This is a genomic window from Bartonella rattimassiliensis 15908, assembly GCF_000278215.1.
In the GTDB taxonomy this organism is placed as follows: domain Bacteria; phylum Pseudomonadota; class Alphaproteobacteria; order Rhizobiales; family Rhizobiaceae; genus Bartonella; species Bartonella rattimassiliensis.
The window spans coordinates 156,673-178,225 of record NZ_JH725064.1 but is presented as its reverse complement, the minus strand read 5'-3'; the positions used below and the strand labels follow the sequence as shown (position 1 = coordinate 178,225).

Sequence of the window (21,553 nt, the reverse complement as noted above, 5' to 3'; positions counted from 1 at the left end):
CCTCCATTTATTATTTTAGTGATCTTTGGAGGAAAGTGCGCATGTGTCTTTATGATTGGTGAGTTGATCGCGGAGCACAGCTAATTTTGCAAAGGGTGAATCAGGATTAAGACGCTTTTCTTTTTGAAAGGGTTTATGATTCGCACGTTTGCCTTGGCTTTTCTGAGACTTATGAGAATGTTTTATTTGTGATGACGGCTCTTGAGGAACACTTTTATTCATATTGTCCCCTTTTTTTACAGCGCCCTTCGGTTGACTTTGCCACTTATTTCTAGATTTATCGCGTTTTTTTTGTGTGTGGTGGTGAAATTGAGGCCTATAATGCCATAATAAAACTACTTTATCTTCCGCTGTGGGGAGGGAGGACCTGGCAAAACTCCCAACAGGTTCAGCTGCGGGCAAATGATTGGTGTTATTAGGGTACTTTTCAACATAAGAGGATGAAGTATCTTTTTCTTCTTGTGTTGTTTCTGAAGTAATTACTGTTTGCCATTGACTGCCAACGCATTCTGCCGCAGGAACATTTGATGTTACACCATTTGTTGCCCCATTGATAGCGGAAGAGGCTTTGTGTGCAAGGAGATTTTGTTCAAAAACACTATTGCTTACGCTGTATGATTGATAGCCAAGCCCTTTGAGAATTTCCTCCATATCATTTCTATTAGCCCCAAGAATGGACATCATGGTTGAGGTCACAAAAAAACTTTTGCCGTCATAAGCACCATCAGGTTTGGAAGCACTTCCTTGTTTCCAATGAAGTGTTGGGCGGATAAGATTGGCAAGGCGTTCTAAAATATCAATCCGTACTGCGCGTTGTCCTAAGATTCGATAACCGGCTAATTGATAAAATTGGCGGTTGTAGGTAGGATCAACTCTCAAAGAGGTGCGGCCAGAAGACAATGCGGCAAAAATTTCACCCAAACCAGTTTGGTTTTGACCCGCATTTTGAAGATTCCACAAAAGGGTAATGGCTTGAACAGGAGCGGGTTTAAGTATTCCTGCAACATAAATATGAAAAGCGCCAAAGCGAACCCCTAATCGCCGAAGGACAGCACGTGATTCTTGCTCAAGATTTTTGACAATGTTTAAGATTTCGCGGCGGGGTAAAATCCCTAAAGAGTTAACCAATTGTGAGGTAAGATCGTTTGTGGAAGCCGTTAAATTATCAGCAGTACGCAAATCAAATAGAGGTTTTAAAGTTGTCTCAAAATGAAAGCTTACAAAACGCTCTAATCGTTTCGTAACGTTGTCGCGGAATTCACCTGTAAGTTGTGCGTCTGCTAAAACAATCAGTTTTGGTTTGAAAAAATCTTCCGTGGCGATAAGTTGTCCTACAGGTTGACCAATCCAGCGCACAATTCCATCAGAGCTGAGGGATAAATCTCCATTTGCACAAGCACAAAAACGTGTCGCACGTTTGGAAAAAGCAAGAATCAAATCTTTATTCTCTGTTGTTTGATCGGTATTGTTTTTGTTGGCATAAAAACGAAAACCCTCAAATTTACCCCTTCCGTGTTTTTCAATGAGAATATCATCTTGAAGAATTTCATGTTGTGGAACAATCTTGCTATCCATGATTATTTTCTTTCTCAGTGTGAACTGGTAAAAGCTTTGTGCGATGATTTCATATTCATAATGATGTTATGTCTTTAACACGTTTGCTATGTTTGCTTCAATCATTCTTGTCGTTTTTTGATATTTCTTTTTGTGTCTTCAAAATTTAGATGATTCTTTTTTATTCAATTTTCATTCAGTTAAGATGCTTTAATATTTATTAATTACACTTATTGGTTGTATTGTAAAGCTGAAAGTATAAATAAATTATTTAATTTAAAAGAAAATGGAATCGATCATTAAAAAAATAGCATTTGTTTTGCTCGGCATTTTATTTTTTTGTCTGAAACGCAAAGAAAAAGTTTTTCAAATATTTCATAGGCTAAAAGGCATATTGTAGGGGTGTTTTGTGGGTGAAATTGTGTCCTATGACAAAAAGTTTTACTGTGACAATTAAAAAAAACAATTGCGATTATAAAAATACACGTTAAAGTAGTGGTGCACAAGTTAACAACTTTTGCGTTCTTTTTTTGAGAAAAAACAAGGATGTCGTTGCCAAATCAATTTTGATAAATTTTAATCGCAAGGGGTTATTATGGGTAATCTTTCAAATGCTGTTTATAAAAGCAGCAAAAATTATAGCGATGCAGACAAAAGCCTAGGACGTAATATGATGCGTTCTGCTATGCAAGCACCTTATCTTGAACGACAAAAAGAGCATGATTTGGCTCTGCGGTGGAAAGACAAACGTGATGATGATGCTATGCATCAAATTGCAGCAGCTCATATGCGTTTGGTGATTGCTATTGCTAACCGCTTTAAACGTTTCAAAATGCCATTGGGGGATTTGGTACAAGAAGGGTATGTGGGACTATTAGAGGCTGCTGCACGTTTTGAACCTGATCGGGAAGTGCGTTTTTCAACGTATGCAACATGGTGGATACGTGCTTCTATCCAAGATTATATTTTGCGAAATTGGTCAATCGTTCGTGGTGGAACCAGTTCTTCGCAAAAAGCACTCTTCTTTAATCTTCGGCGTTTGAGAGCAAAGCTGGTGCAGGATGATAGTGCTTTGTCAAAACAGGATATCTTTCGCACAATCGCTGAAAAACTTGGCGTTTCTGTGCGTGATGTTGAAACAATGGATTTTCGTTTTTCCAGTTCTGATAATTCCTTAAGCGTTGCTGTTTCTGAGAATAGTGATAATCCCATTGCTAAGATGGATGTATTGGTGGATGATAGCCCTCTTCCTGATGCTTTAATTGAGCAAGTGATTGATGGTCAACGGCGTACACAATGGCTTTATGATGCGTTGCAAATTCTCAATGAACGGGAATTGGAAATTATTCGCTTTCGTCGCCTCAATGAAGAGGGAGCTACTCTAGAAGTTCTCGGTGAAAAGTTAGGAATTTCAAAGGAGCGCGTGCGCCAAATTGAAGCACGTGCTTTGCAGAAATTGCGTTCTGCTCTCCTGACCATTCATTCAGAAGATGCTTATGATATATAAGTAGTGAAAAGCGTTTGGGCGAAGAGGGCAATATAAGGAGGGGATGAAAAGCATGATGAAGTTGGATTTAAGTTTAGTCCAAGATTGTCTAGGAATATGCTCCTTTGCCGTTACGGTACTTTTAGCGGTCTTTTATGGGCAGTAGAGGAAGAGGTGAGGGGATGTCGGTTTGAGGAGGTTTGTATCCAGCAGGGGGGGATGAGAAGTATGATAAAGTTGGTGGGTGTTTAAGTGTTACGTTTCAGTTGTGAATATGCTTAGAGAGGGTATGATATAGACAAAAAAGAATCAAGACTGGAGCGGAGAAAAAACATTTATTCTGTGATAATTTTCACTTTTGTACCGGCGCGTAAAGTTTGAGTTGGTGAGAGGGCGTTGAGAATGCGAAAGAGTTTCTCTTTGTGTGGGGTGTGTTGCATTTTATTGGCAAGGTTTGCAACGTTTTCTCCTTGCTTAACGCGGACAATACGGATTTTTAAGGGTTTTAATTTTTGTAACTGTGAAGATGAAAGAAAATGAAAACTTTGTAGAATTTTTTTGGTAATTTCTGTAAAATTTTGAGAATTATGTGGGGCAGCTGTCAGAAAACGAAAAATGTGATTGTTAAACAAAATGACAACGACATCAAATTGCCACTGATCATTTGTAGCATGGGCATGTGCTCCAAGTAAATTTGGGCTTTGGAATCCTTGATGAGGCAATCCTTGAATTATGATAGGCCGGATAGAGGATTGGTCTAGTCCGATAATCCTACCGCTTTTTAAATAATCACTTGCAGATATTCCAGCAGGATGTGGAATAGCATCAAAACGAATCGCAATTTTATCTGGTCCACTGGCCCAAACAGTGTGGGCTGAATATTCTATTGTAAAATTATTTGGAACAGAAAAAGCGATGCGCAATTGTGGGTGAATAAATTGGTTGTTTCGTACAAAACCTGTATAAAAATCTCCCCCAAAAATCATACCATCAATGCTTGTGAGAAAAGAATCACGATCGATGATTTTACTATTCTCTTTACTGATTTTATGCGCCTTTTCTATCGCAAGTTGAATGCGTTGGGGGGTGGTTGGGTGAGAAGCTAGAAAATCTAAAGAAGCATTTTGGGTGCCAGAGATATTATGAAAAGCACTATAAGATTCCATTGTTTGAAGAAAGCGCGGAGAGGCAAATGGATCATATCCTGCTTGTTGGAGCATTTCGAGTGCAAGAGAATCAGCTTCCAGCTCTTGATTGCGTGAAAATTGTGCGAGTTGTTGCTTGTTGTGGATGGGGGTGTGAAGTTTTTTGCCAAGGGAAGAAACAAGACGGGGGGTGACGGGATTTGTCATCTTCAATTCGGTCTCTTTTTGTAGGCGTAAAATGCCATGATTGGCTCTGATATGTGCAATCTCATGGGCTAAAATTGCTGCAACTTCTGAAGAATCATTGGCTAAGGCCAGCATACCACGGGTGATGTAGATTGAGCCATTGGGGAGCGCAAATGCATTGACACTTTCTGAATTTAAAATCGTTACAAAATAGCTTTGATGAAAATTATATGATGCAATTGTTAGTTTACGGACAATCTTTGCTAAAAGATGTTCAAGTTTCGCATCATAATAAGCGCCGCCATACATTTGTAAAATACGTGGGTGTTGTAGATCGCTTAATGTGACATAGATATTGTTGATATTGTTATTGTTGATACTTTTGATTGTTTTAGAAGAAGTGGAAGAAAGCTTATCATTTTGAGAAAGGGGCGTATGGCAAGCAGAAAGGAGAAGGATTAAACTTATGAAAGTTGCTCTACGCAGGAGCGAGCCCAAAAGAAAATTTCGTTGAAAAATAGAGTGCATGGGTTCACGATGCACGTTGTTTCTGCGGTGTAATTTGGCAAATCTCATTTGTATCTTTGTAGCGTGTATTTGGGTAAGACAAGCTTGAAGGGTAAGAGTTCGTTTGGCTATATCACGGTTATTGTTTATAAAAATGGCTCTCATTTATAAAAAGGTGCTCTATAAAGGAAATTTTTTGAAAGGCAAAGTATGGCATGACAACATTTACTATATTGTTAAATGGCGATATTTGTATCACTGATCGTTTGCTTAATCAAATTCAAAACAGTCGGGTGATTGCTGCGGATGGGGGTATGCGTCATGCAGCAGCGCTTAATGTGATGCCTGAATTATGGTTAGGAGATTTTGATTCATCAGATGAGAGTTTAATACGTCAATATAGTCATGTACCACGTGAAATTTTTCCCTCTGATAAAGATATGACAGATAGTGCTCTGGCATGTGAAAGAGCGCTGCAAAATGGTGCTAAAAAGCTTATTTTATGTGGTGCTTTGGGAGGTGAAAGAAGTGATCATAGCCTTTCTCATATGACGCAAGCGTTAATGATGGCTGAAAGAGGCATTGCAGTGTTGTTAACAAGCGGCTTGGAAGAAGGCTGGCCGGTTTTACCTCAACCTTGTTCATATGATTTGCCTAAAGAGTGTTTGTTTAGTCTTATCGGTTTTTCCGATCTAGAAGGCTTAACGCTTAAAGGGGTAAAATGGCAAATTTGTGATAAAAATGTGTCATTTGGCTCTTCTTTAACACTTTCTAATCGTGTGTGTGGAACCTTTTCTTGCCATTTAGGTTCCGGAAAAGCTATATTGTTAGCGTCTGTGCCTATTCCATAAAGCTCTTCCGATATATTTTAAATAAGGCAGGGGGGGTGCAAGTGATTAAGTGCTGACATAAACGATATATCTATGTATTGATCTTTAGAAGGAAAGGTTTTGATATGTTAAAATCAATTTTTAAAGTGGCCGTTGTTTCAGCCATTGGTTTCAGTTCTGTCGCTTGTACGACAAATGATGAACGTGTTGCACGTTACGGTGTAGGGGGCGCTGCAATCGGTGCTTTGGCTGGAGCTGCTATTGCTGGAAGTACGCCTGGAGCAGCGCTGACGGGAGCAGCATTTGGGGCGCTTGCTGGAACAGTGACCGGTGCAGCGGCAAATCAAAGAAAACAACAAAAACAGGAATCACAATTATGCACGTATCGTGGTCGTCGGGGACATGTTTACCAAGCACCTTGTGCGCAAAGAGTACCAGTACAACAATTGTGTACTTACCGTGATACAAGAGGGGTGATGTATAAAGCACCTTGTCCGCGTCGTGTTCGTTAATGGTGCTACCATTACTGCGGCTTGACCGCATTGTCATAAACTTTGGAGCAACGCCTTTGCTCAACCAAGCTTGTTTATCGGTTGAGCAAGGGGCGCGTATTGCGCTGATTGGCCGTAATGGTTGTGGAAAATCGACCCTGTTAAAAATTGCCGCAGGAATATTAGAGCCTCATGGTGGCGAAATTTTTTGCCATCCGCGCGTGACACTTCGTTATGTCTCACAAAATCCGGATTGTTCAGGGTTTGAAGATATTAATACTTATATGGAAGCAGGGCTGGACGATACAGCTGATGTTCAGTGGATCAATACGCTTCGTACAAATTTAGGGTTTTCGGGGACGGAAAAATTAGAAACGCTTTCGGGAGGAGAAAAAAGGCGCGTTTCATTGTTACGGGCTATCGCAGCAAAACCCGATATTTTGCTCTTAGATGAACCAACCAATCATCTTGATTTACCAACCATTGAATGGCTGGAAGCTATTTTATCTTCTTTGGGCGCAGCCGTCGTGGTGATTTCCCATGATCGGCGTTTTTTAGAAAATGTGACGCGTTCAACGGTATGGCTTGATCGAGGAACAACAAAAAGGTTGGAAAAACGTTTTTCAGAATTTGAGAGTTGGCGGGATAAAGCGCTTGAAGAAGAAGCCATAAAGCACCATAAATTGGGGCGGCAGATGGCACGTGAAGAGCAATGGTTGCGTTACGGTGTGAGTGCACGGCGAAAGCGTAATGTGCGGCGCTTGGGCGAATTAAAAAAACTAAGACAGCGTCAGCAAACCTATAAAGCACAGCCCGGAAATGCTCTGTTGATAGCTGCGAAAAGTCATGATTCTGGGCAATTAGTGCTGGAAGCAAAGAAAATTTCAAAATCCTATGGTGATCGCGTTATCGTGAAAGATTTCTCTTTGCGCATTCAGCGGGGTGATCGAATCGGTTTGGTTGGGCCCAATGGTATCGGAAAGACAACGCTTCTTGCAGCATTGATTGGGCAAGAAACCGTGGATAGTGGAACGGTGAGGCATGGCTATAACCTCTCTATGGCATTGCTTGATCAGCAACGTGTCTTAAATGAAGAAGAAACTTTAGCGCAGTATTTAACGGGAGGAAGGGGAGAAACTCTTGTGATCAATGGGCAAGAACGGCATGTGGTTTCTTATATGAAAGACTTTTTATTTCTACCTGAACAAGCGTGCACACCGCTTAAAGAATTTTCAGGGGGAGAAAGAGCACGCCTTATGCTTGCACGATTGCTTTCGCATCCTGCAAACCTTTTGATTCTTGACGAACCCACCAATGATTTAGATATGGAAACTTTGGATTTGTTGCAAGAATTTATTGCTGATTTTGGAGGAACAGTGTTGTTGGTTAGTCATGACAGAGACTTTTTAGATCGTACTGTAACCCATATATTGGCACCTGAAAGTGATGGTCATTGGGTTTTGTATGCGGGCGGCTATAGTGATATGATGGCACAAAATAAGCAAGCCTTGAATTTAAAACGCAAAAAAACAGAATTATCGCAGCGTAAAGTGCCTTCAAAGTCTTATGCGGAAGAATTTTTAAAACAAGCCTCATTAACAGATCGTAATGGGATTGTACGAAAGAAAAAAACACGAGGCAAATTGTCTTATAAGCAGGTTTATGCACTAGAAAAACTGCCGGGGGAAATCGCTGTTTTGCAAAATGAAATAAAAAAAATTGAACAAGAGCTTTCTGATCCAGCTCTTTATCGCAGTGATAGAGAGCGCTTTGAATATTTATCAACAGTGTTGGAAAAAAAGAAAAATACTTGCACACAAAAAGAAGAAGAATGGCTAGAACTAGAAATTTTACGTGAAGAAATGGATGCGTGTTCACGTTAATGTTTAAGATGTTTTTTTAAGTCTTATGTTGTTGCTGTATGTATGGCGTTTGGGGACATTAAATTCGTAACATTCGGGGGTTTTAAATCTATAAAGAGCCGATTTAGGCAGCGCATTTTTAACTGCGGTTAAAAGTTATAGTTTTGGTCAGATGATGTTTGAGGTAAATTTTACTTTTCGTATTTGGTTTTTGTACAATTCTTGACAAAAAGAAAATCCTCGTACCGAGAAGTAAAGAAAGTTATCATACTGCAGAATTTTGTCAGATTCTCATACCGGGAAGCATGAAAATATGCTTTATCAACAGATGGGAGCTTGATAGCACCGGAGAGAGAAACACGAGGAAAGGAGTAAAAATACGAGGTAATTTGTCTTATAAGTTAAGTGTGTCTTATAAGTAGATTTAGAATATTGGAAAAATTGTCTGAAGAAGTTGCTGTTTTGCAAAATGAAATAAAAAAAATTGAATAAGAGCTCTCTGAGTCAGCCTTTTATTACAGTGATAAAGAGTGTTTTGAGCGTTTATCACGTTTATCAATAGCATTGGAAAAAATACTCGCATACAAAAAACGGTTGATTCTTATGCAAAGATAGCGAAAAAGGAGCTTCTGTGGATTCGTAAGGCTTACATTTTGTTGTGTTGTAAAATGCTCATTATTTAGAGAAAAGGCATGTAAATTTATTCATGGAGGTTATGATTTTTGCGTTTCATGAAATGGCTTCCTTTGAAGTGTGGTGATATGAATTCCACGAAGTGCTTAAGAGAGACAATTGGCTTTAAGAAAAACTGGAAGGGTTAGAGACCCTTGCCCGCAAATTGACTCCCGTAGGAATCTATATCTTTGAGTGCCGGCATGTTCCTTATGTAAAAGACAATGCCTTAAATAGAATAGATTTGGTTGCACATTCGCATGCTTTTTCAAAGAGATATATCTTAAAGATCGTCATACCTATTTTGCGACGTTGCTTGTGAAGGATATAAAACTCGTTAAGTACCACATTTACGCTTAATAAAAAAGAATACCAACGCTATCACATACTTTTCCAGCTCTTGGGTGTTGCAACATTTTTGGCATTTTACATCTTAAAAAAAATTGATTGAGCTATAAGAATAACTTTGGGGACAAAAGATATTATACCTCTTTCAGTACTCTATACTCAAAATAATTTATACTAAAATCATTTGTCATATTGACTTATAAAGATAATTTATACTCTGCATGTTGAGCGATTTCTCAGAATATTGTGAATTTTTTTCATTTCAAACCTTGCGTTGAAACAATAAAAACCCTTTTTGTGCACGCACAACATAGGGCTGACTAAGTGTGAGGAGCCATATGAATAAAAATGCTTTGTACAAATCCTTTCCAATGTGAGGGCTGTTGTAACCTTCTAAATTCTGTGACCAGTAGTCTTGTCACAAGTTACATGAATTTTGGTTATTTTGCACAGACTGCTCATAGTTAGCAGAATTTTTGTGCATTTTATATATTTTTTAAGAAAATATTCCCATGTCATCAATGGTGTTAATTCATACCAAGTGCATTTTTATAAAGCTCAATGATTGCTTCTTCTTCCATTCGTTCATGCTCTTCTTTTTTGCGCAGCCGTATAATGCTTCGAACAGCTTTACTATCAAAACCAGAGCCTTTAAGTTCAGTGTAAACGTCTTTAATATCATCAGAAATGGTTTTTTTCTCTTCTTCTAGCCGTTCAATACGTTCAATAAAAGAGCGTAATTGGTTTACGGATATAGCGTGTGTTTGATCGGTTACTGTATCGTTCATTGTATTTTTCTCCAGGTTATATGTTTTAAGTTATTTTTCGATGATAAAATTTGTATTGGAAAAGCTTGAAAAACAAAAAGTCAATCAAGCTACACAGTTTTTTTACAAATTGACTTTAAATATTTTGTAAAATTTTTAAGATATATGCATTGATAAAAGGGCTATAAAAAGAAAAATGTAAAAATTAATTTTTTAGATTTGAAAAAAAAAGATCTAAAAAAAAAGAAATGTATAATTTTTTGAGATTTGACTTTGATAAAGGAAGTTTTGTGATTTTAAAAAAAACAGATTGTGCGTTTCAGAAAGAATTAAGAGTTTTTTTCCTGAGCATTTTGCTCTTGTTTCCCTTTGTCGTTTTTGCAAAAGCTGATTTTAGGGTTTGTAATACAACTCAGCAATCTGTTGGGGTTGCTCTTGGATATCGTACATTTTCAGGATGGGTGAGCGAAGGCTGGTGGGTGGTTCCTGTGACAGAATGTAAAACCTTAATTGAGGGGCCTCTTGCTTCACGGTTTTATTATTTTTATGCGGAGGGAGCACAAAAAAAAGGAAGCTGGGCTGGGTCTGTAACTATGTGTGTGCAAGATAGCCAATTTACCATTCAAGGGGTTCATGATTGTTTCCCTCGAGGATATCAAAAGGCTGAATTTAAAGAAATCGATACCGGAAATCAAACCAGTTGGATGGTACAGTTGACGGATGAAGCTTTGTTCAATAATTCAGTTGTTCCTTCTATTTCAGGAAATTCTCTACCGTGAAACGTGCCCGTAAAGTAAAAATTATTGCGACTCTTGGTCCTTCTTCTTTTTCTTGTTTAATGATTGAGAAGCTTTTTAGTGCAGGAGCAGACGTTTTTCGTCTTAATATGAGCCATACGGATCGCGACACAATGAGTGAAATGGTCAAGTGTATACGAAAAGTTGAAAAAACGGTTCGGCGACCAATTGGTATTTTAGTAGATCTTCAGGGGCCAAAACTGCGTATTGGTGCTTTTGCCAATGGTCAAGAGAATTTACGCGTCGGACAAAGTTTTACGTTAGATAATCGCAATGTTTTGGGCGATGCGCAGCGTGTTTTTTTCCCTCATGAGGATGTATTTTTAGCTGTTAAATCAGGGGATCGGTTGTTGATTGATGATGGAAAGTTGGAATTGCGTGCTGAAGTGTGTGATGGTTATTCTATCCAGTGTCGTGTGGTGGCTGGAACCCGTATTTCTGATCGAAAGGGTGTGAGTTTTCCCGATACAATTTTACCTTTTGAGGCGATGACCTCAAAAGATAAAGAGGATCTTCAGGCTCTTTTGAAACAGTCTGTTGATTGGGTTGCACTTTCTTTTATTCAGTGTCCAGAAGATATTATAGCGGTACGTCGATTGACGAACAGCAAGGTGTCTTTAATGGCTAAAATCGAAAAACCTCAAGCGTTGGAGCATATAGAGAAGATTATTGAGGTATCTGATGGTATTATGATTGCACGGGGAGATCTCGGCGTGGAAATGCCTCTGGAAAGAGTTCCAGCACTTCAGATGGAGCTGATAAAAGCTTGTCGTTTAGCAGGAAAACCTGTTGTAGTAGCAACACAAATGCTCGAATCAATGATTACGTCTCCTGTTCCGACACGTGCAGAAGTATCAGACGTTGCTACAGCAGTTTATGCCGGTGCAGATGCGGTGATGTTGTCTGCTGAATCTGCTTCTGGTCGTTATCCTGAAGAAGCTGTGCTTATGATGGATCGAATCGCACGGCAAATCGAACAAGATCATACTTATGCCGCTCAGGTTGGAGCACAACATCCAGCACCAGAATCGACAGGAACCGATGCGATTTCTCTTGCGGCACGTCAGATTTCTGAAACACTTGCATTAGCAGCTATCGTGGCCTATACAGCTTCAGGGACAACAGGTGTGCGGACGTCTCGTGAACGTCCCAATAGACCTATTATTGCTTTATCGCCTATTGTGGAAACAGCACGGCGTTTGGCTCTTGTTTGGGGGCTTCATTGTGTAGTGACTGAAGATGCGCGAAATTTAGAGGATATGGTTGATCGGGCTGCAGCTATTGCATTTCAGGAAGGTTTTTGCCAAGGAGGGGATCGTTTCCTTGTAACAGCCGGTGTTCCTCTTGGGACGCCTGGTGCGACAAATCTCTTACGGATTGCTTCTGTCTCTCAAGATGGAACAAAAGCAATTTGACCTCTTGAGGGATAACAGGCATGCGTACATCCCGTGAATGCCTCAATAGACCCATTATTATTTTAGCGCTTATTGTGGAAAATGCGATGATGTTTTCTATTGAATTCTGTTTTACCTTTAGTCCATTTGCGTGTCTCTGTTTGAGTAATCTCCGAAACCGGCAGAAAACTTAATTTAGGAAGAATATGAAGTTGTAAAGGCGAAAATCAATCTTCATTTTTATCATCTCCTTTTAATCCAGTTTTATGGCTTTCAAAAGTATCCGAACAATATTTTTAAAATAATGAAGATTGCTTATTGCTTCAGAAACACGGTATCGTAAGATAACAGCACTATTGTGCCAAAACGAGCAAGGTGTTTTATCCGCTAGCAATGACAAAATTTTATGCAACAGTAATATTTTCAGTCTTTTCAAGATTATACTGTTAAAGTTGCCGCTGTAATATATGTCCATAAGAAAAGATCAATTTCCAATGCAATATGCCAAAGGAATTTATCTCAGATAAATAAAGCAAACACATGTACCGTTTTTTTATCGCACATAACTCTAAACAAGAAGAAAAATTCCTAGAATAGCGACAAAAGCAACTTATTTAAGCACCTGAATTATCATTGCAAAAACTTCGGCAACACTAGCGTGCATCCCTCCAATCCTAAAATCATCTCTTAGGACACAAATTCCAACCAGTTCTATACAGTCTTGCTAAATAGCAGCTATCTTTTGCACATTGTGTGCAAGAGAATGTTGACACGATAGCCTAGCCATCAGCACTTATCATTCAATAATCAACACAATCCAATTCCAAAATTGTTGAACCCCAAAAAATCTGTATTCCTTTCGAGGAGTATGTCATAGGAAAGCTTGTGCATTTTGATTGCTTATCTTGCTCGCAAAGCGTTTGCATCAAGGATAATCACCGTACGATCTTATGAGAATTCAAATTTATTACAATTCAAGCACTCACTTTTTCTTGCTCTTTTGTCCATTGCCCTAAAGCTGCAAGATGATTCATTCGAGCACGATGACTAAATGCCTTTTGTGCAACAGCAATGTTTTCATCTTTTCCAGCCCATGCCTTTAACGCTGCCGCTTGCAATGCACGTCCATAAGAAAAGGTCAATTTCCAAGGCAACGTACCCAAAGAATTCATAGCAGATAAATGCGCTGTTGCTTCCTGATCAGATTGTCCTCCAGAAAGAAAAGCAATTCCTGGAACAGCAGCAGGCACAGCCTGTTTAAGCACACAAACGGTCTTTTCAGCTACCTCTTCAACACCAGCTTTGCGCGCATTCTTTCCATCAATCACCATGTTGGGCTTTAAAATCATCCCTTCTAAAAGAACACGAGCTTCAAATAATTCTTTAAAGACCGCTGTTAAGACAGCTTGTGTTACCTCAAAGCAACGTGCAATGGAATGTCCACATGACGGGCCATCCATTAGCACTTCTGGCTCAACAATAGGCACAATCTCAGCTTCCTGACATAAAGCAGCGTAACGCGCGAGAGCTTGTGCATTTTGATTGATAGCTCCTCTTGTTGGCAAAGTATCTGCATTAATAGCAATCACCGCCCGCCATTTAGCAAAACGTGCTCCTAAAGCATAATAGTCTTTTAGCCGTTCACGAAGCCCATCCAATCCTTCAGTAATCGTTTCGTGAGAAAAGGCCGCCAATGGTTTCGCTCCGGTATCAACTTTAATTCCTGGCAACGCCCCTGCTTCACGAATAAGATCGGTCAACATCTGCCCAGATGATGCCTTTTGACGAATGGTTTCATCAAATAAGATGACACCAGAAATGGCACTTTCCATCGCTTCTTTTGTACTAAAAAGCATTTCACGATAAGCACGACGCCTATCTTCATTGGATTCAACCCCAATGCTTTCAAAGCGTTTTCCAATGGTCGCCGTACTTTCATCTGCTGCCAGAATACCTTTACCTGCACATACTAAAGCAAGTGCCATATCTTCAAGCCGTTCATTCATAAAAAAAATTCCTCTTTATTCTATCTTAAAATTTTCCAAAGTGTGCAATACGACTAACACACCTACACAACGCAATACACCACTCCTTCTTTAAAGTGACTCTTTAAATAAAATCTTTAAGCTTGCATAAGAGCGAGAATGCCAGGCAGTACCCTTCCTTCCATCCATTCCAAAAAAGCCCCTCCAGCAGTCGAGAGATAAGTAAAATCATTGGCGACACCGGCATGATTAAGGGCAAAAACTGTATCGCCTCCTCCGGCAATTGAAACCAATTTCCCTTTTTGACTACGTTCTGCCGCATGATGTGCTACTGCAATGGTTCCTTTATCAAAGGGAGACATCTCAAAAACACCAAGGGGGCCATTCCATACGAGGGTTGCCGCTTCATCAATCGCAGCATTAATATGAGCAATAGACCGTGTACCAATATCCATAATCATACCATCTTGTGGAATATCTCCGATATCATAGAGACGATGCGGTGCATTTTTTTCAAAGCGAAATCCCACGATTGCATCCATCGGGAGTAGAATTTGACATTGGCACTGCCGTGCTTTTTCAAGAATCTTTTTTACTGTTTCCATCAATGCGGATTCACACAATGACTTTCCAACATGAATACCTTTCGCTGCTAAAAAACTGTTTGCCATTCCTCCACCAATAACCAAATGATCGACTTTTTCGACCAAATGATTAAGCACAAAAAGCTTACTAGAAACCTTTGCACCTCCCACAAGTGCGATCACAGGATGTGTTGGATTTCCAAGACCCCTTTCTAATGCCTGCAGCTCATATTGCAAAGAACGCCCCGCATAGGAAGGTAACAAACGCGTTATGCCCTCTACCGAAGCATGGGCACGATGAGAAACTGAAAAAGCATCATTAACATAGAGATCGCCATGATGCGCTAAAGCTTCAGCAAAAGAACAATCATTTTTTTCTTCACCCGAATGAAAACGAACATTTTCAAGCAGTAAAACACCCCCGTTTTGCAATACTTCAACGGCTATTTGGGCTGCTGCTCCGATACAATCTGACGCAAAAGCTACCGGCTGATCGATAATTTTTTCCAGCGCTTCCACAATGGGGCGCAGTGAGAATTCTGGTTCTACCTTTCCTTTAGGGCGACCACAATGAGAAAGAAGAATAAGTTTAGCACCACGCTTTTGTAATTCAACGAGTGTCTCTTTATGACGTTTAAGACGCGTCTCATCGCATACCCTCCCTTGCGCCATTGGGACATTAAAATCAACCCTTACCAGCACACGCTTTCCAACGACATCAACATCATCAAGTGTCTGAAAAACCATCACTGTTTCCTCTTCATTTTCCATTTCTTTGAACAAAAACGCATCTGCCCAACTTTATTCTCACTAACGCCTCTCTGCTTTTACATGAAAAGGATCCGCTTATTTCGTTTTTTTCAAATTTCGTCTCGTTATAAATCTCACTCTTTAAAAATTTGGCTTTCTCTCATATTTTTTAATCCTGTATATAATGAAAATAAACTATCCCATTCATTTCTCAACAATATCTTCTCTCCAACATACGGAATAACGTGCCTTTTTAAAGAATGCACCTTAACTTTTACAAAAACGAGACTTTTTTATAAAAAAAGAATCGGAAAGTCCTTTTTTCTACAGTGTCTGAGCAAAAGCTACAGCAGTATCACTCATACGGTTAGAAAAACCCCATTCATTATCATACCAAACCAAAACACGACAGAGATTCCCATCAATGACTTTTGTTTGATCATTGTGGAAAATAGCCGAATGAGGATTATGATTAAAATCACAACTCACGAGTTTTTCATCCGTAGTGTCCAAAACGCCCTTCAGATGGCCTTCCGCAGCAGCCGCAATAGCTGTATTAATTTCTTCAATTGTTGTGGAACGTTTAGTGGTAAATGTCAAATCAACGACAGAAACATTAGGGGTTGGAACACGAATTGACACACCGTCAAGCAATCCCTTTAATTCTGGCAAGACTAATCCTACAGCTTTTGCCGCTCCTGTTGATGTAGGGATCATAGAAAGTGCTGCAGCACGTGCACGATAAAGGTCACGATGCATTGTATCCAATACAGGTTGATCACCCGTATAAGAATGGATTGTCGTCATAAAGCCCTTTTCAATTCCTACTGTATTGTGCAAGACTTGTGCAACAGGCGCTAAACAGTTTGTTGTACAAGAAGCATTTGAAACAACAAGATGCTCTTTACTTAAAGCTTGATGATTAACCCCGTATACCACGGTAAGATCTGCCCCTTCAGAAGGCGCAGAAACGAGTACACGTTTTGCCCCTGCATCCAAATGAGCACTCGCTTTATCACGGGCAGTAAAAATGCCCGTACACTCCAAAGCAATATCGATATCTAAATCTTTCCAAGGCAATTGTGCAGGATTACGCTCTGCAAATACCTTTATTAACCTTCCTCCTACATCAATAGCATCTCCCACTACCTTAACAGTTCCAGGAAAACGCCCATGAATTGAATCATAACGCAATAAATGGGCATTTGTTTCCACCGATCCCAAATCATTGATTGCGACCACTTCAATATCTTGTCGTTTGCTTTCCACAAGTGCACGCAAAATATTGCGCCCAATACGCCCAAACCCATTAATTGCAACACGAACTGTCATTTCATTTGTTTCCTATCAATTTTTTTAAGTACAACATTTAGAATACAATAAATGGGTATTTCACCAATCCCAAATCATTAATTCCCATAACGTCACCATTTTGATCAATCAATCGCTTATCCACAATCATGTACAAGATCATCCATAACGATGCAAAAAAACAAAAATACGATGCCTGATGACCCAACCTCACTCATGACAATACAAGCTGTTACCAAGCGATCACTTTGTACTTTTCTCGTTGATTTTTCTAAGCTCTTTTTCAACGATAGCAACGACATTTTTCCAAGTAATACCAAAATGTTCATAAAGGGTATCAGCTGTTCCACTTGCCCCAAAGTCATCCATACCAATAAAAATACCATCACAGCCAATAAAATAGTCCCATCCTTGTCGAACAGCAGCTTCAATAGCTATTTTAATTGGTGCATCTCCAATGAGAGCACGCTGATAAGAGCAAGATTGCTGAGAAAAGAGTTCAAAACAAGGCACAGAAACTACACGTGTTGGGATGCCTTTTTCTTCTAAGACTTCATGTGCTTTTACCGCAATTTGCAATTCTGAACCGGAAGCAAATAAAGTCACTTGCGCATCATCACTTGCTGTTAACAATTCATAAGCTCCAAGCATACAGAGATTTTCTTCTTCATACTCTTGACGCAAAAGCGGTAGATTTTGTCGGCTTAAAGCCAAAGTGGAAGGTGTTTTACGTGTTTTCAAAGCCAATTGCCAACATTCGATTGTTTCCATAGCATCAGCAGGGCGAAACACAAGATGATTAGGCATTGCGCGCAAAGAAGCCAAATGCTCTACAGGTTGATGGGTAGGTCCATCCTCACCAAGTCCGATAGAATCATGTGTCATGACATAAATCACCCGCAATCCCATGAGAGAAGACAAACGCATAGCGGGACGCATATAGTCAGAAAAACATAAGAATGTTCCTCCATAAGGGATAAAGCCCCCATGAAGAGCCAGCCCATTCATTATAGCGCCCATTGCATGTTCACGAATACCATAATGGAGGTATCGCCCTGAAAAATCATCGGCAGAGATACTTTTCATCTGGCTACTTTTCGTATTATTGGATCCCGTTAAGTCGGCAGAACCACCAATTGTTTCCATAACGGTTTCATTGATTACTTCAAGAGCCATTTCCGAAGCTTTACGCGTAGCAACAACAGGATGTTCTTCAATGATTTTCTGTTTGTAAGCATTGACAGCACCATCAAATCCTCCTACAAGATCACCACGCATCAATCTTTCAAACTCCACCCGTTCTGACACAGAAAGATCAGCGAATTTGGCTTCCCATTTTTGTCGTTTTTTAGCGGCATTAAGTCCCGCCAAGCGCCAACTATCGAGAATATTAGCGGGAATAACAAAAGGCTCCATCTCCCATCCTAAAGCGATGCGGGTTTCAGCAATTTCCCGTGCTCCTAAAGGGGCACCATGCACTTTATTAGTTCCTGCTTTATTTGGTGCTCCAAAACCAATAGTTGTTTTACAGGCAATCAAAGTTGGTTTATCACTATGACGAGCTGTTTCAATAGCGTCTGCAATGGCCGCTTGGTTATGTCCATCCACTTTGAGTATATTCCAACCTGATGCTTTAAATCGTGCACTCTGATCTGTGCTATCAGCAAGAGAGATTTCTCCATCGATAGAAATGTTATTATCGTCCCACAACACGATAAGCTTATGAAGCTTTAAATGCCCTGCTAGGGAAATTGCTTCCTGAGAAATTCCTTCCATAAGGCATCCATCGCCCACCAGCGCGTAAGTATAATGGTTGATAAGATCACCAAAACGGGCATTTTGCAATCGTTCGCCAAGCGCCATTCCCACAGCATTAGCCAACCCTTGTCCGAGAGGACCAGTGGTTGTTTCGACACCCGCCACATGCCCATATTCTGGATGCCCAGCAAGTTTTGCTCCTAGTTGGCGAAAATTTTTGAGATCTGTAATGCAAATATCTTCATAACCAGAAAGATACAGCAGAGCATAAAGCAGCATAGATCCATGTCCTGCAGATAATACAAAACGATCACGGTTAGGCCAACGAGGTTTTTTGGGATCATGAGAAAAGAATTTCGTATAAAGAACCGTAACGATATCGGCTGCCCCCATTGGCAAGCCCGGATGACCAGAATTTGCTTTTTCAATCGCATCAATAGCAAGAAAACGGATAGCATTAGCCATCTGATTCTGTTGGAGGGTGTTTGTCATGAATGATCGACCATTTCGTTAAATACGTTATTTGTTGCTTTTTCTGTATTTTCTTCAAGTTTCCTAAGAAATACTATCTTTAAACCATCAGCGTGAGACTTCTTGTCACCACTTCAATAACATTAATAACATTCCCCTCACGCATCCTGTATATCCATGTCATTTATGCCAATACGCGCAAAAAATCCAGCTTTTAATTCATATCTCTCTCCTGCTTTGCTTGCTAAAATATCTTACATATTTAAAAATAAAGCACCCACAATACAAGAGTGCAAGTGATTCGTTTTTGCATAACACATTGATAAAGGATATAATTACCTAAAGGATAAAAGCAATGAACCAAGAAACTACGGTTCTACAGGATGCTCTAGAGCAATTAGAAAAAGCACTCAGAACCTTAGAGATAACTATAATAAACCGCAATGCTGTTATTGATAAAAATAATGAATGGGAAGAAGAAATCCAACGAATGAATTCTGACCGAAGCCATCTTGCCCAAGCGCTTGACAAAGCAGAAGCCCAAATTGAACGCTTAGAATCTGTAAACAAAGAAGTTTCCAAACGTCTTATTAAAGCAATGGAAACGATTCGTGTCGTCATTGATAGATAAAGGTTTAAATGTATGGAAACTGTTTCCGTTACCATTGATGGTAAAATTTATCGCATGGCTTGTGATAAAGGACAAGAACGTCATCTGATCGCACTTGCAGCCCAATTGGATCAATATATTACACATCTAAAAAAGAATTTTGGTGAAATTGGTGATCATCGTTTATCAGTTATGGCCGGCATAATGATTATCGATGAAATGGAAGAGATCAAACGAGAAAATAAAAAATTACAACAAGAATACGATGCTCTTTTACGACTCCACAATGAAAGAGATCGCACCATGGGAAAAATTATGCGTGATACCACACAACGCATTGAAAATCTTACCAATCAATTGCTCAAAGATGATCAAAATAGCCCTAACATTCAAGAACAAGAACAGGAAAACTTCGAAACACATGCTAGCTCATAACCAACCGGTACTTTGACTTGTCTCACACACTTCACAGAATAAAAGTTCTAAAATTCACACCGATCTGTAAATAGTCCGGTCTTTTTATCGAGAAAATTCCAGTTAGTGATCACTCATGAGATTTACTTAAACTTAAGGGCAGTGAGGGTGTAGTTAAGAAGGCTATATCTTGAATATTTCAGCTACACTTAGGATATTTCATCTATAAAGGAAGTTGTTAACATTATTGCGCTTAAAATAATATCATCACGCTTCAAATGAGGTATCTTTTACAGCGCAAGAAAAATAATAAGACCAACATCATGGTAAAAAAGATCATAGAAATTACAGCAGAAACAAACCAAGCATCTTATATCAAAACAAAGAGCTCATATTCCACATAAGCTGTAGCTTTATCAAAAGTCTTTGCCCTTAGATGACATCAGACAGTATCGTATATATTTAAACGATATTTTAAAAATGACTTTATTCTATTATATTAGAAAATCCGATCGCTTGATGATATAAGCACCATGGAATTTTTGCACTTGGAAGGTCGTCAGCCAATGGTTCCGCCGAGAAGAGCCGTATTGTTTACAAATCAGTGTCAATTAAGAATTTTCACTCTTTAATTAGAAATTAGAGCTCTATTAGAGCGAAAAAAGCCAAACTCAAAAATGATGTTATTCTCATCCAACTTAAAATATTGTAAACAACAATAATATATCTCTTAAAAACATTCCCCACTGCCATTTTCATTTTTTCTTTCCTCAAAACCTCCAAGCTTAATAAAAGAGCAAGTCCATACCATCACTCACTTTGCCAATCCTCATTGTTGCAATAATCTTCGGTAGTTATAGATGATGCACAAGAGGTATCTTTAAGCCTTTTTTGTACAATTTTTACTCGAAAGCTATCCCCGCTTATGGCAGAGCACAAGCCTCATTTATAGCAGGAACCATTCCCGCTTATGAAGTAACAAGCCGGCACCAGCATTATATTTACTAGCCCCCAATGTTGCGATAGCTCTTGCATTCAGGTGGTTCATAAGAGCCATTTTAAAATCCTTTCTTATATAAATTTATCCACACGCTAATCCTGCTTATAACGTGCAAGCGAATAGTATAGTTTTGATTGATTCAAGATAAACAGGTTTGAAATAAGAGAATCTTACGATATTCAGGACTCTTATTCAATATACAAAACAGTAAATTATCATTATAAATCAATGTGTTGTATGCTTATGACAGGACACAAACCTCATTTATAACAAACACAAACCCAGCTAACAGAGCCAGCCCTTGCTTGTTATGTGCAAGTGAGTGGTTTTGATTGATGAAGATAAATAGGTTTGAAAATAAGAGAATCTTGCGTTATGCGGGACTATTATTCAATATGAATAATGATATATTATCTTTATAAATCAGTATCTTGATGTGCATTAAAATAGTGTCGTTTAAGTGGAAATTTGGAATTAGGATGGAATTGGTTTAAGCGTAGCCAGTTTAGAATTATTTTTTACATGTGGGTTAAGAGCTTTCGTTCTTCAGGGAGAAAAAATAGGAGGTGAATGTTTTTTAGAGAGGATTTGCGTAGAGTTTTGTGAAAGAATGTTAGTTGAGTCGATGAAA

General features: G+C 39.2%; 15 protein-coding genes. 8 read left to right on the top strand and 7 right to left on the bottom strand.

What is annotated here, in order from left to right; all coding sequences use genetic code 11:
• Positions 1-15: 15 nt before the first annotated feature.
• Entirely contained in the window at positions 16-1,575 is a 1,560-nt protein-coding gene (locus MCY_RS00690; RefSeq protein WP_007346444.1) for a hypothetical protein, read from the bottom strand.
• 574 nt (positions 1,576-2,149) lie between these two features.
• On the opposite strand from MCY_RS00690, the gene MCY_RS00685 reads away from it, so the two are divergent.
• Entirely contained in the window at positions 2,150-3,061 is a 912-nt protein-coding gene (locus MCY_RS00685) for an RNA polymerase factor sigma-32 (protein ID WP_007346443.1), read from the top strand.
• Between the two features lie 314 nt (positions 3,062-3,375).
• On the opposite strand, the gene MCY_RS00680 is transcribed toward MCY_RS00685, so the two are convergent.
• Positions 3,376-4,947 (bottom strand): M48 family metalloprotease, encoded by a 1,572-nt coding sequence (locus MCY_RS00680; RefSeq protein ID WP_026087990.1) that lies wholly within the window; start codon positions 4,945-4,947, stop codon positions 3,376-3,378.
• Between the two features lie 146 nt (positions 4,948-5,093).
• On the opposite strand from MCY_RS00680, the gene MCY_RS00675 reads away from it, so the two are divergent.
• The 3 genes from MCY_RS00675 (at position 5,094) to MCY_RS00665 (ending at position 8,082) form a co-directional block, all read left to right on the top strand.
• Positions 5,094-5,729 (top strand): thiamine diphosphokinase, encoded by a 636-nt coding sequence (locus tag MCY_RS00675; protein WP_007346441.1) that lies wholly within the window; start codon positions 5,094-5,096, stop codon positions 5,727-5,729.
• Positions 5,730-5,833: 104 nt separating this feature from the next.
• Entirely contained in the window at positions 5,834-6,220 is a 387-nt protein-coding gene (locus tag MCY_RS00670; RefSeq protein ID WP_007346440.1) for a glycine zipper domain-containing protein, read from the top strand.
• On the top strand, positions 6,220-8,082 hold the full coding sequence (locus tag MCY_RS00665) for an ABC-F family ATP-binding cassette domain-containing protein (protein WP_007346439.1): 1,863 nt from the start codon (positions 6,220-6,222) through the stop codon (positions 8,080-8,082). Before MCY_RS00670 ends, MCY_RS00665 begins: the two co-directional genes overlap by 1 nt.
• Before the next feature lie 1,526 nt (positions 8,083-9,608).
• Here the strand turns inward: MCY_RS00665 and MCY_RS00660 are convergent.
• Positions 9,609-9,869, bottom strand: a complete 261-nt coding sequence (locus tag MCY_RS00660) for a DUF2312 domain-containing protein (protein WP_005774567.1) — start codon at positions 9,867-9,869, stop codon at positions 9,609-9,611.
• Between the two features lie 227 nt (positions 9,870-10,096).
• On the opposite strand from MCY_RS00660, the gene MCY_RS00655 reads away from it, so the two are divergent.
• Together MCY_RS00655 and pyk are read left to right on the top strand one after the other, a co-directional pair.
• Positions 10,097-10,627, top strand: a complete 531-nt coding sequence (locus MCY_RS00655) for a DUF1036 domain-containing protein (protein WP_007346438.1) — start codon at positions 10,097-10,099, stop codon at positions 10,625-10,627.
• A complete protein-coding gene (gene pyk, locus MCY_RS00650; RefSeq protein WP_007346437.1) occupies positions 10,624-12,060 on the top strand; it encodes a pyruvate kinase in 1,437 nt (478 codons plus the stop codon). The genes MCY_RS00655 and pyk overlap by 4 nt, the downstream gene beginning before the upstream one ends.
• A 953-nt stretch (positions 12,061-13,013) precedes the next feature.
• Here pyk and MCY_RS00645 read toward each other — a convergent pair.
• The 4 genes from MCY_RS00645 to tkt all read right to left on the bottom strand — a co-directional run bounded on the left by MCY_RS00645 (position 13,014) and on the right by tkt (position 18,919).
• On the bottom strand, positions 13,014-14,045 hold the full coding sequence (locus MCY_RS00645) for a class I fructose-bisphosphate aldolase (RefSeq protein ID WP_007346435.1): 1,032 nt from the start codon (positions 14,043-14,045) through the stop codon (positions 13,014-13,016).
• Between the two features lie 116 nt (positions 14,046-14,161).
• Positions 14,162-15,355 (bottom strand): phosphoglycerate kinase, encoded by a 1,194-nt coding sequence (locus MCY_RS00640; protein WP_007346434.1) that lies wholly within the window; start codon positions 15,353-15,355, stop codon positions 14,162-14,164.
• Between the two features lie 327 nt (positions 15,356-15,682).
• Positions 15,683-16,690, bottom strand: a complete 1,008-nt coding sequence (gene gap, locus MCY_RS00635) for a type I glyceraldehyde-3-phosphate dehydrogenase (protein WP_007346433.1) — start codon at positions 16,688-16,690, stop codon at positions 15,683-15,685.
• 222 nt (positions 16,691-16,912) lie between these two features.
• Positions 16,913-18,919, bottom strand: a complete 2,007-nt coding sequence (gene tkt / locus MCY_RS00630) for a transketolase (RefSeq protein WP_007346432.1) — start codon at positions 18,917-18,919, stop codon at positions 16,913-16,915.
• A 334-nt stretch (positions 18,920-19,253) separates the two neighbouring features.
• Between tkt and MCY_RS00625 the strand changes: the two genes are divergently transcribed.
• A complete protein-coding gene (locus tag MCY_RS00625; RefSeq protein WP_007346431.1) occupies positions 19,254-19,529 on the top strand; it encodes a DUF4164 domain-containing protein in 276 nt (91 codons plus the stop codon).
• A 12-nt stretch (positions 19,530-19,541) separates the two neighbouring features.
• Positions 19,542-19,943 carry a cell division protein ZapA gene (locus MCY_RS00620; RefSeq protein WP_007346430.1) on the top strand — a complete coding sequence of 134 codons (402 nt, stop codon included), beginning with the start codon at positions 19,542-19,544 and terminating at the stop codon, positions 19,941-19,943.
• The last annotated feature ends 1,610 nt before the right edge of the window (positions 19,944-21,553 follow it).

Excerpts from the sequence above, each read along its gene's own strand:
- MCY_RS00620 (WP_007346430.1), top strand. The coding sequence starts at position 19,542 with ATGGAAACTGTTTCCGTTACCATTGATGGTAAAATTTATCGCATGGCT.
- MCY_RS00660 (WP_005774567.1), bottom strand. The coding sequence starts at position 9,869 with ATGAACGATACAGTAACCGATCAAACACACGCTATATCCGTAAACCAA.
- MCY_RS00680 (WP_026087990.1), bottom strand. The coding sequence starts at position 4,947 with ATGAGATTTGCCAAATTACACCGCAGAAACAACGTGCATCGTGAACCC.
- MCY_RS00670 (WP_007346440.1), top strand. The coding sequence starts at position 5,834 with ATGTTAAAATCAATTTTTAAAGTGGCCGTTGTTTCAGCCATTGGTTTC.
- tkt (WP_007346432.1), bottom strand. The coding sequence starts at position 18,919 with ATGACAAACACCCTCCAACAGAATCAGATGGCTAATGCTATCCGTTTT.
- MCY_RS00690 (WP_007346444.1), bottom strand. The coding sequence starts at position 1,575 with ATGGATAGCAAGATTGTTCCACAACATGAAATTCTTCAAGATGATATT.
- gap (WP_007346433.1), bottom strand. The coding sequence starts at position 16,690 with ATGACAGTTCGTGTTGCAATTAATGGGTTTGGGCGTATTGGGCGCAAT.
- MCY_RS00625 (WP_007346431.1), top strand. The coding sequence starts at position 19,254 with ATGAACCAAGAAACTACGGTTCTACAGGATGCTCTAGAGCAATTAGAA.
- MCY_RS00675 (WP_007346441.1), top strand. The coding sequence starts at position 5,094 with ATGACAACATTTACTATATTGTTAAATGGCGATATTTGTATCACTGAT.
- MCY_RS00665 (WP_007346439.1), top strand. The coding sequence starts at position 6,220 with ATGGTGCTACCATTACTGCGGCTTGACCGCATTGTCATAAACTTTGGA.
- MCY_RS00640 (WP_007346434.1), bottom strand. The coding sequence starts at position 15,355 with ATGGTTTTTCAGACACTTGATGATGTTGATGTCGTTGGAAAGCGTGTG.
- MCY_RS00645 (WP_007346435.1), bottom strand. The coding sequence starts at position 14,045 with ATGAATGAACGGCTTGAAGATATGGCACTTGCTTTAGTATGTGCAGGT.
- MCY_RS00685 (WP_007346443.1), top strand. The coding sequence starts at position 2,150 with ATGGGTAATCTTTCAAATGCTGTTTATAAAAGCAGCAAAAATTATAGC.
- MCY_RS00655 (WP_007346438.1), top strand. The coding sequence starts at position 10,097 with ATGTATAATTTTTTGAGATTTGACTTTGATAAAGGAAGTTTTGTGATT.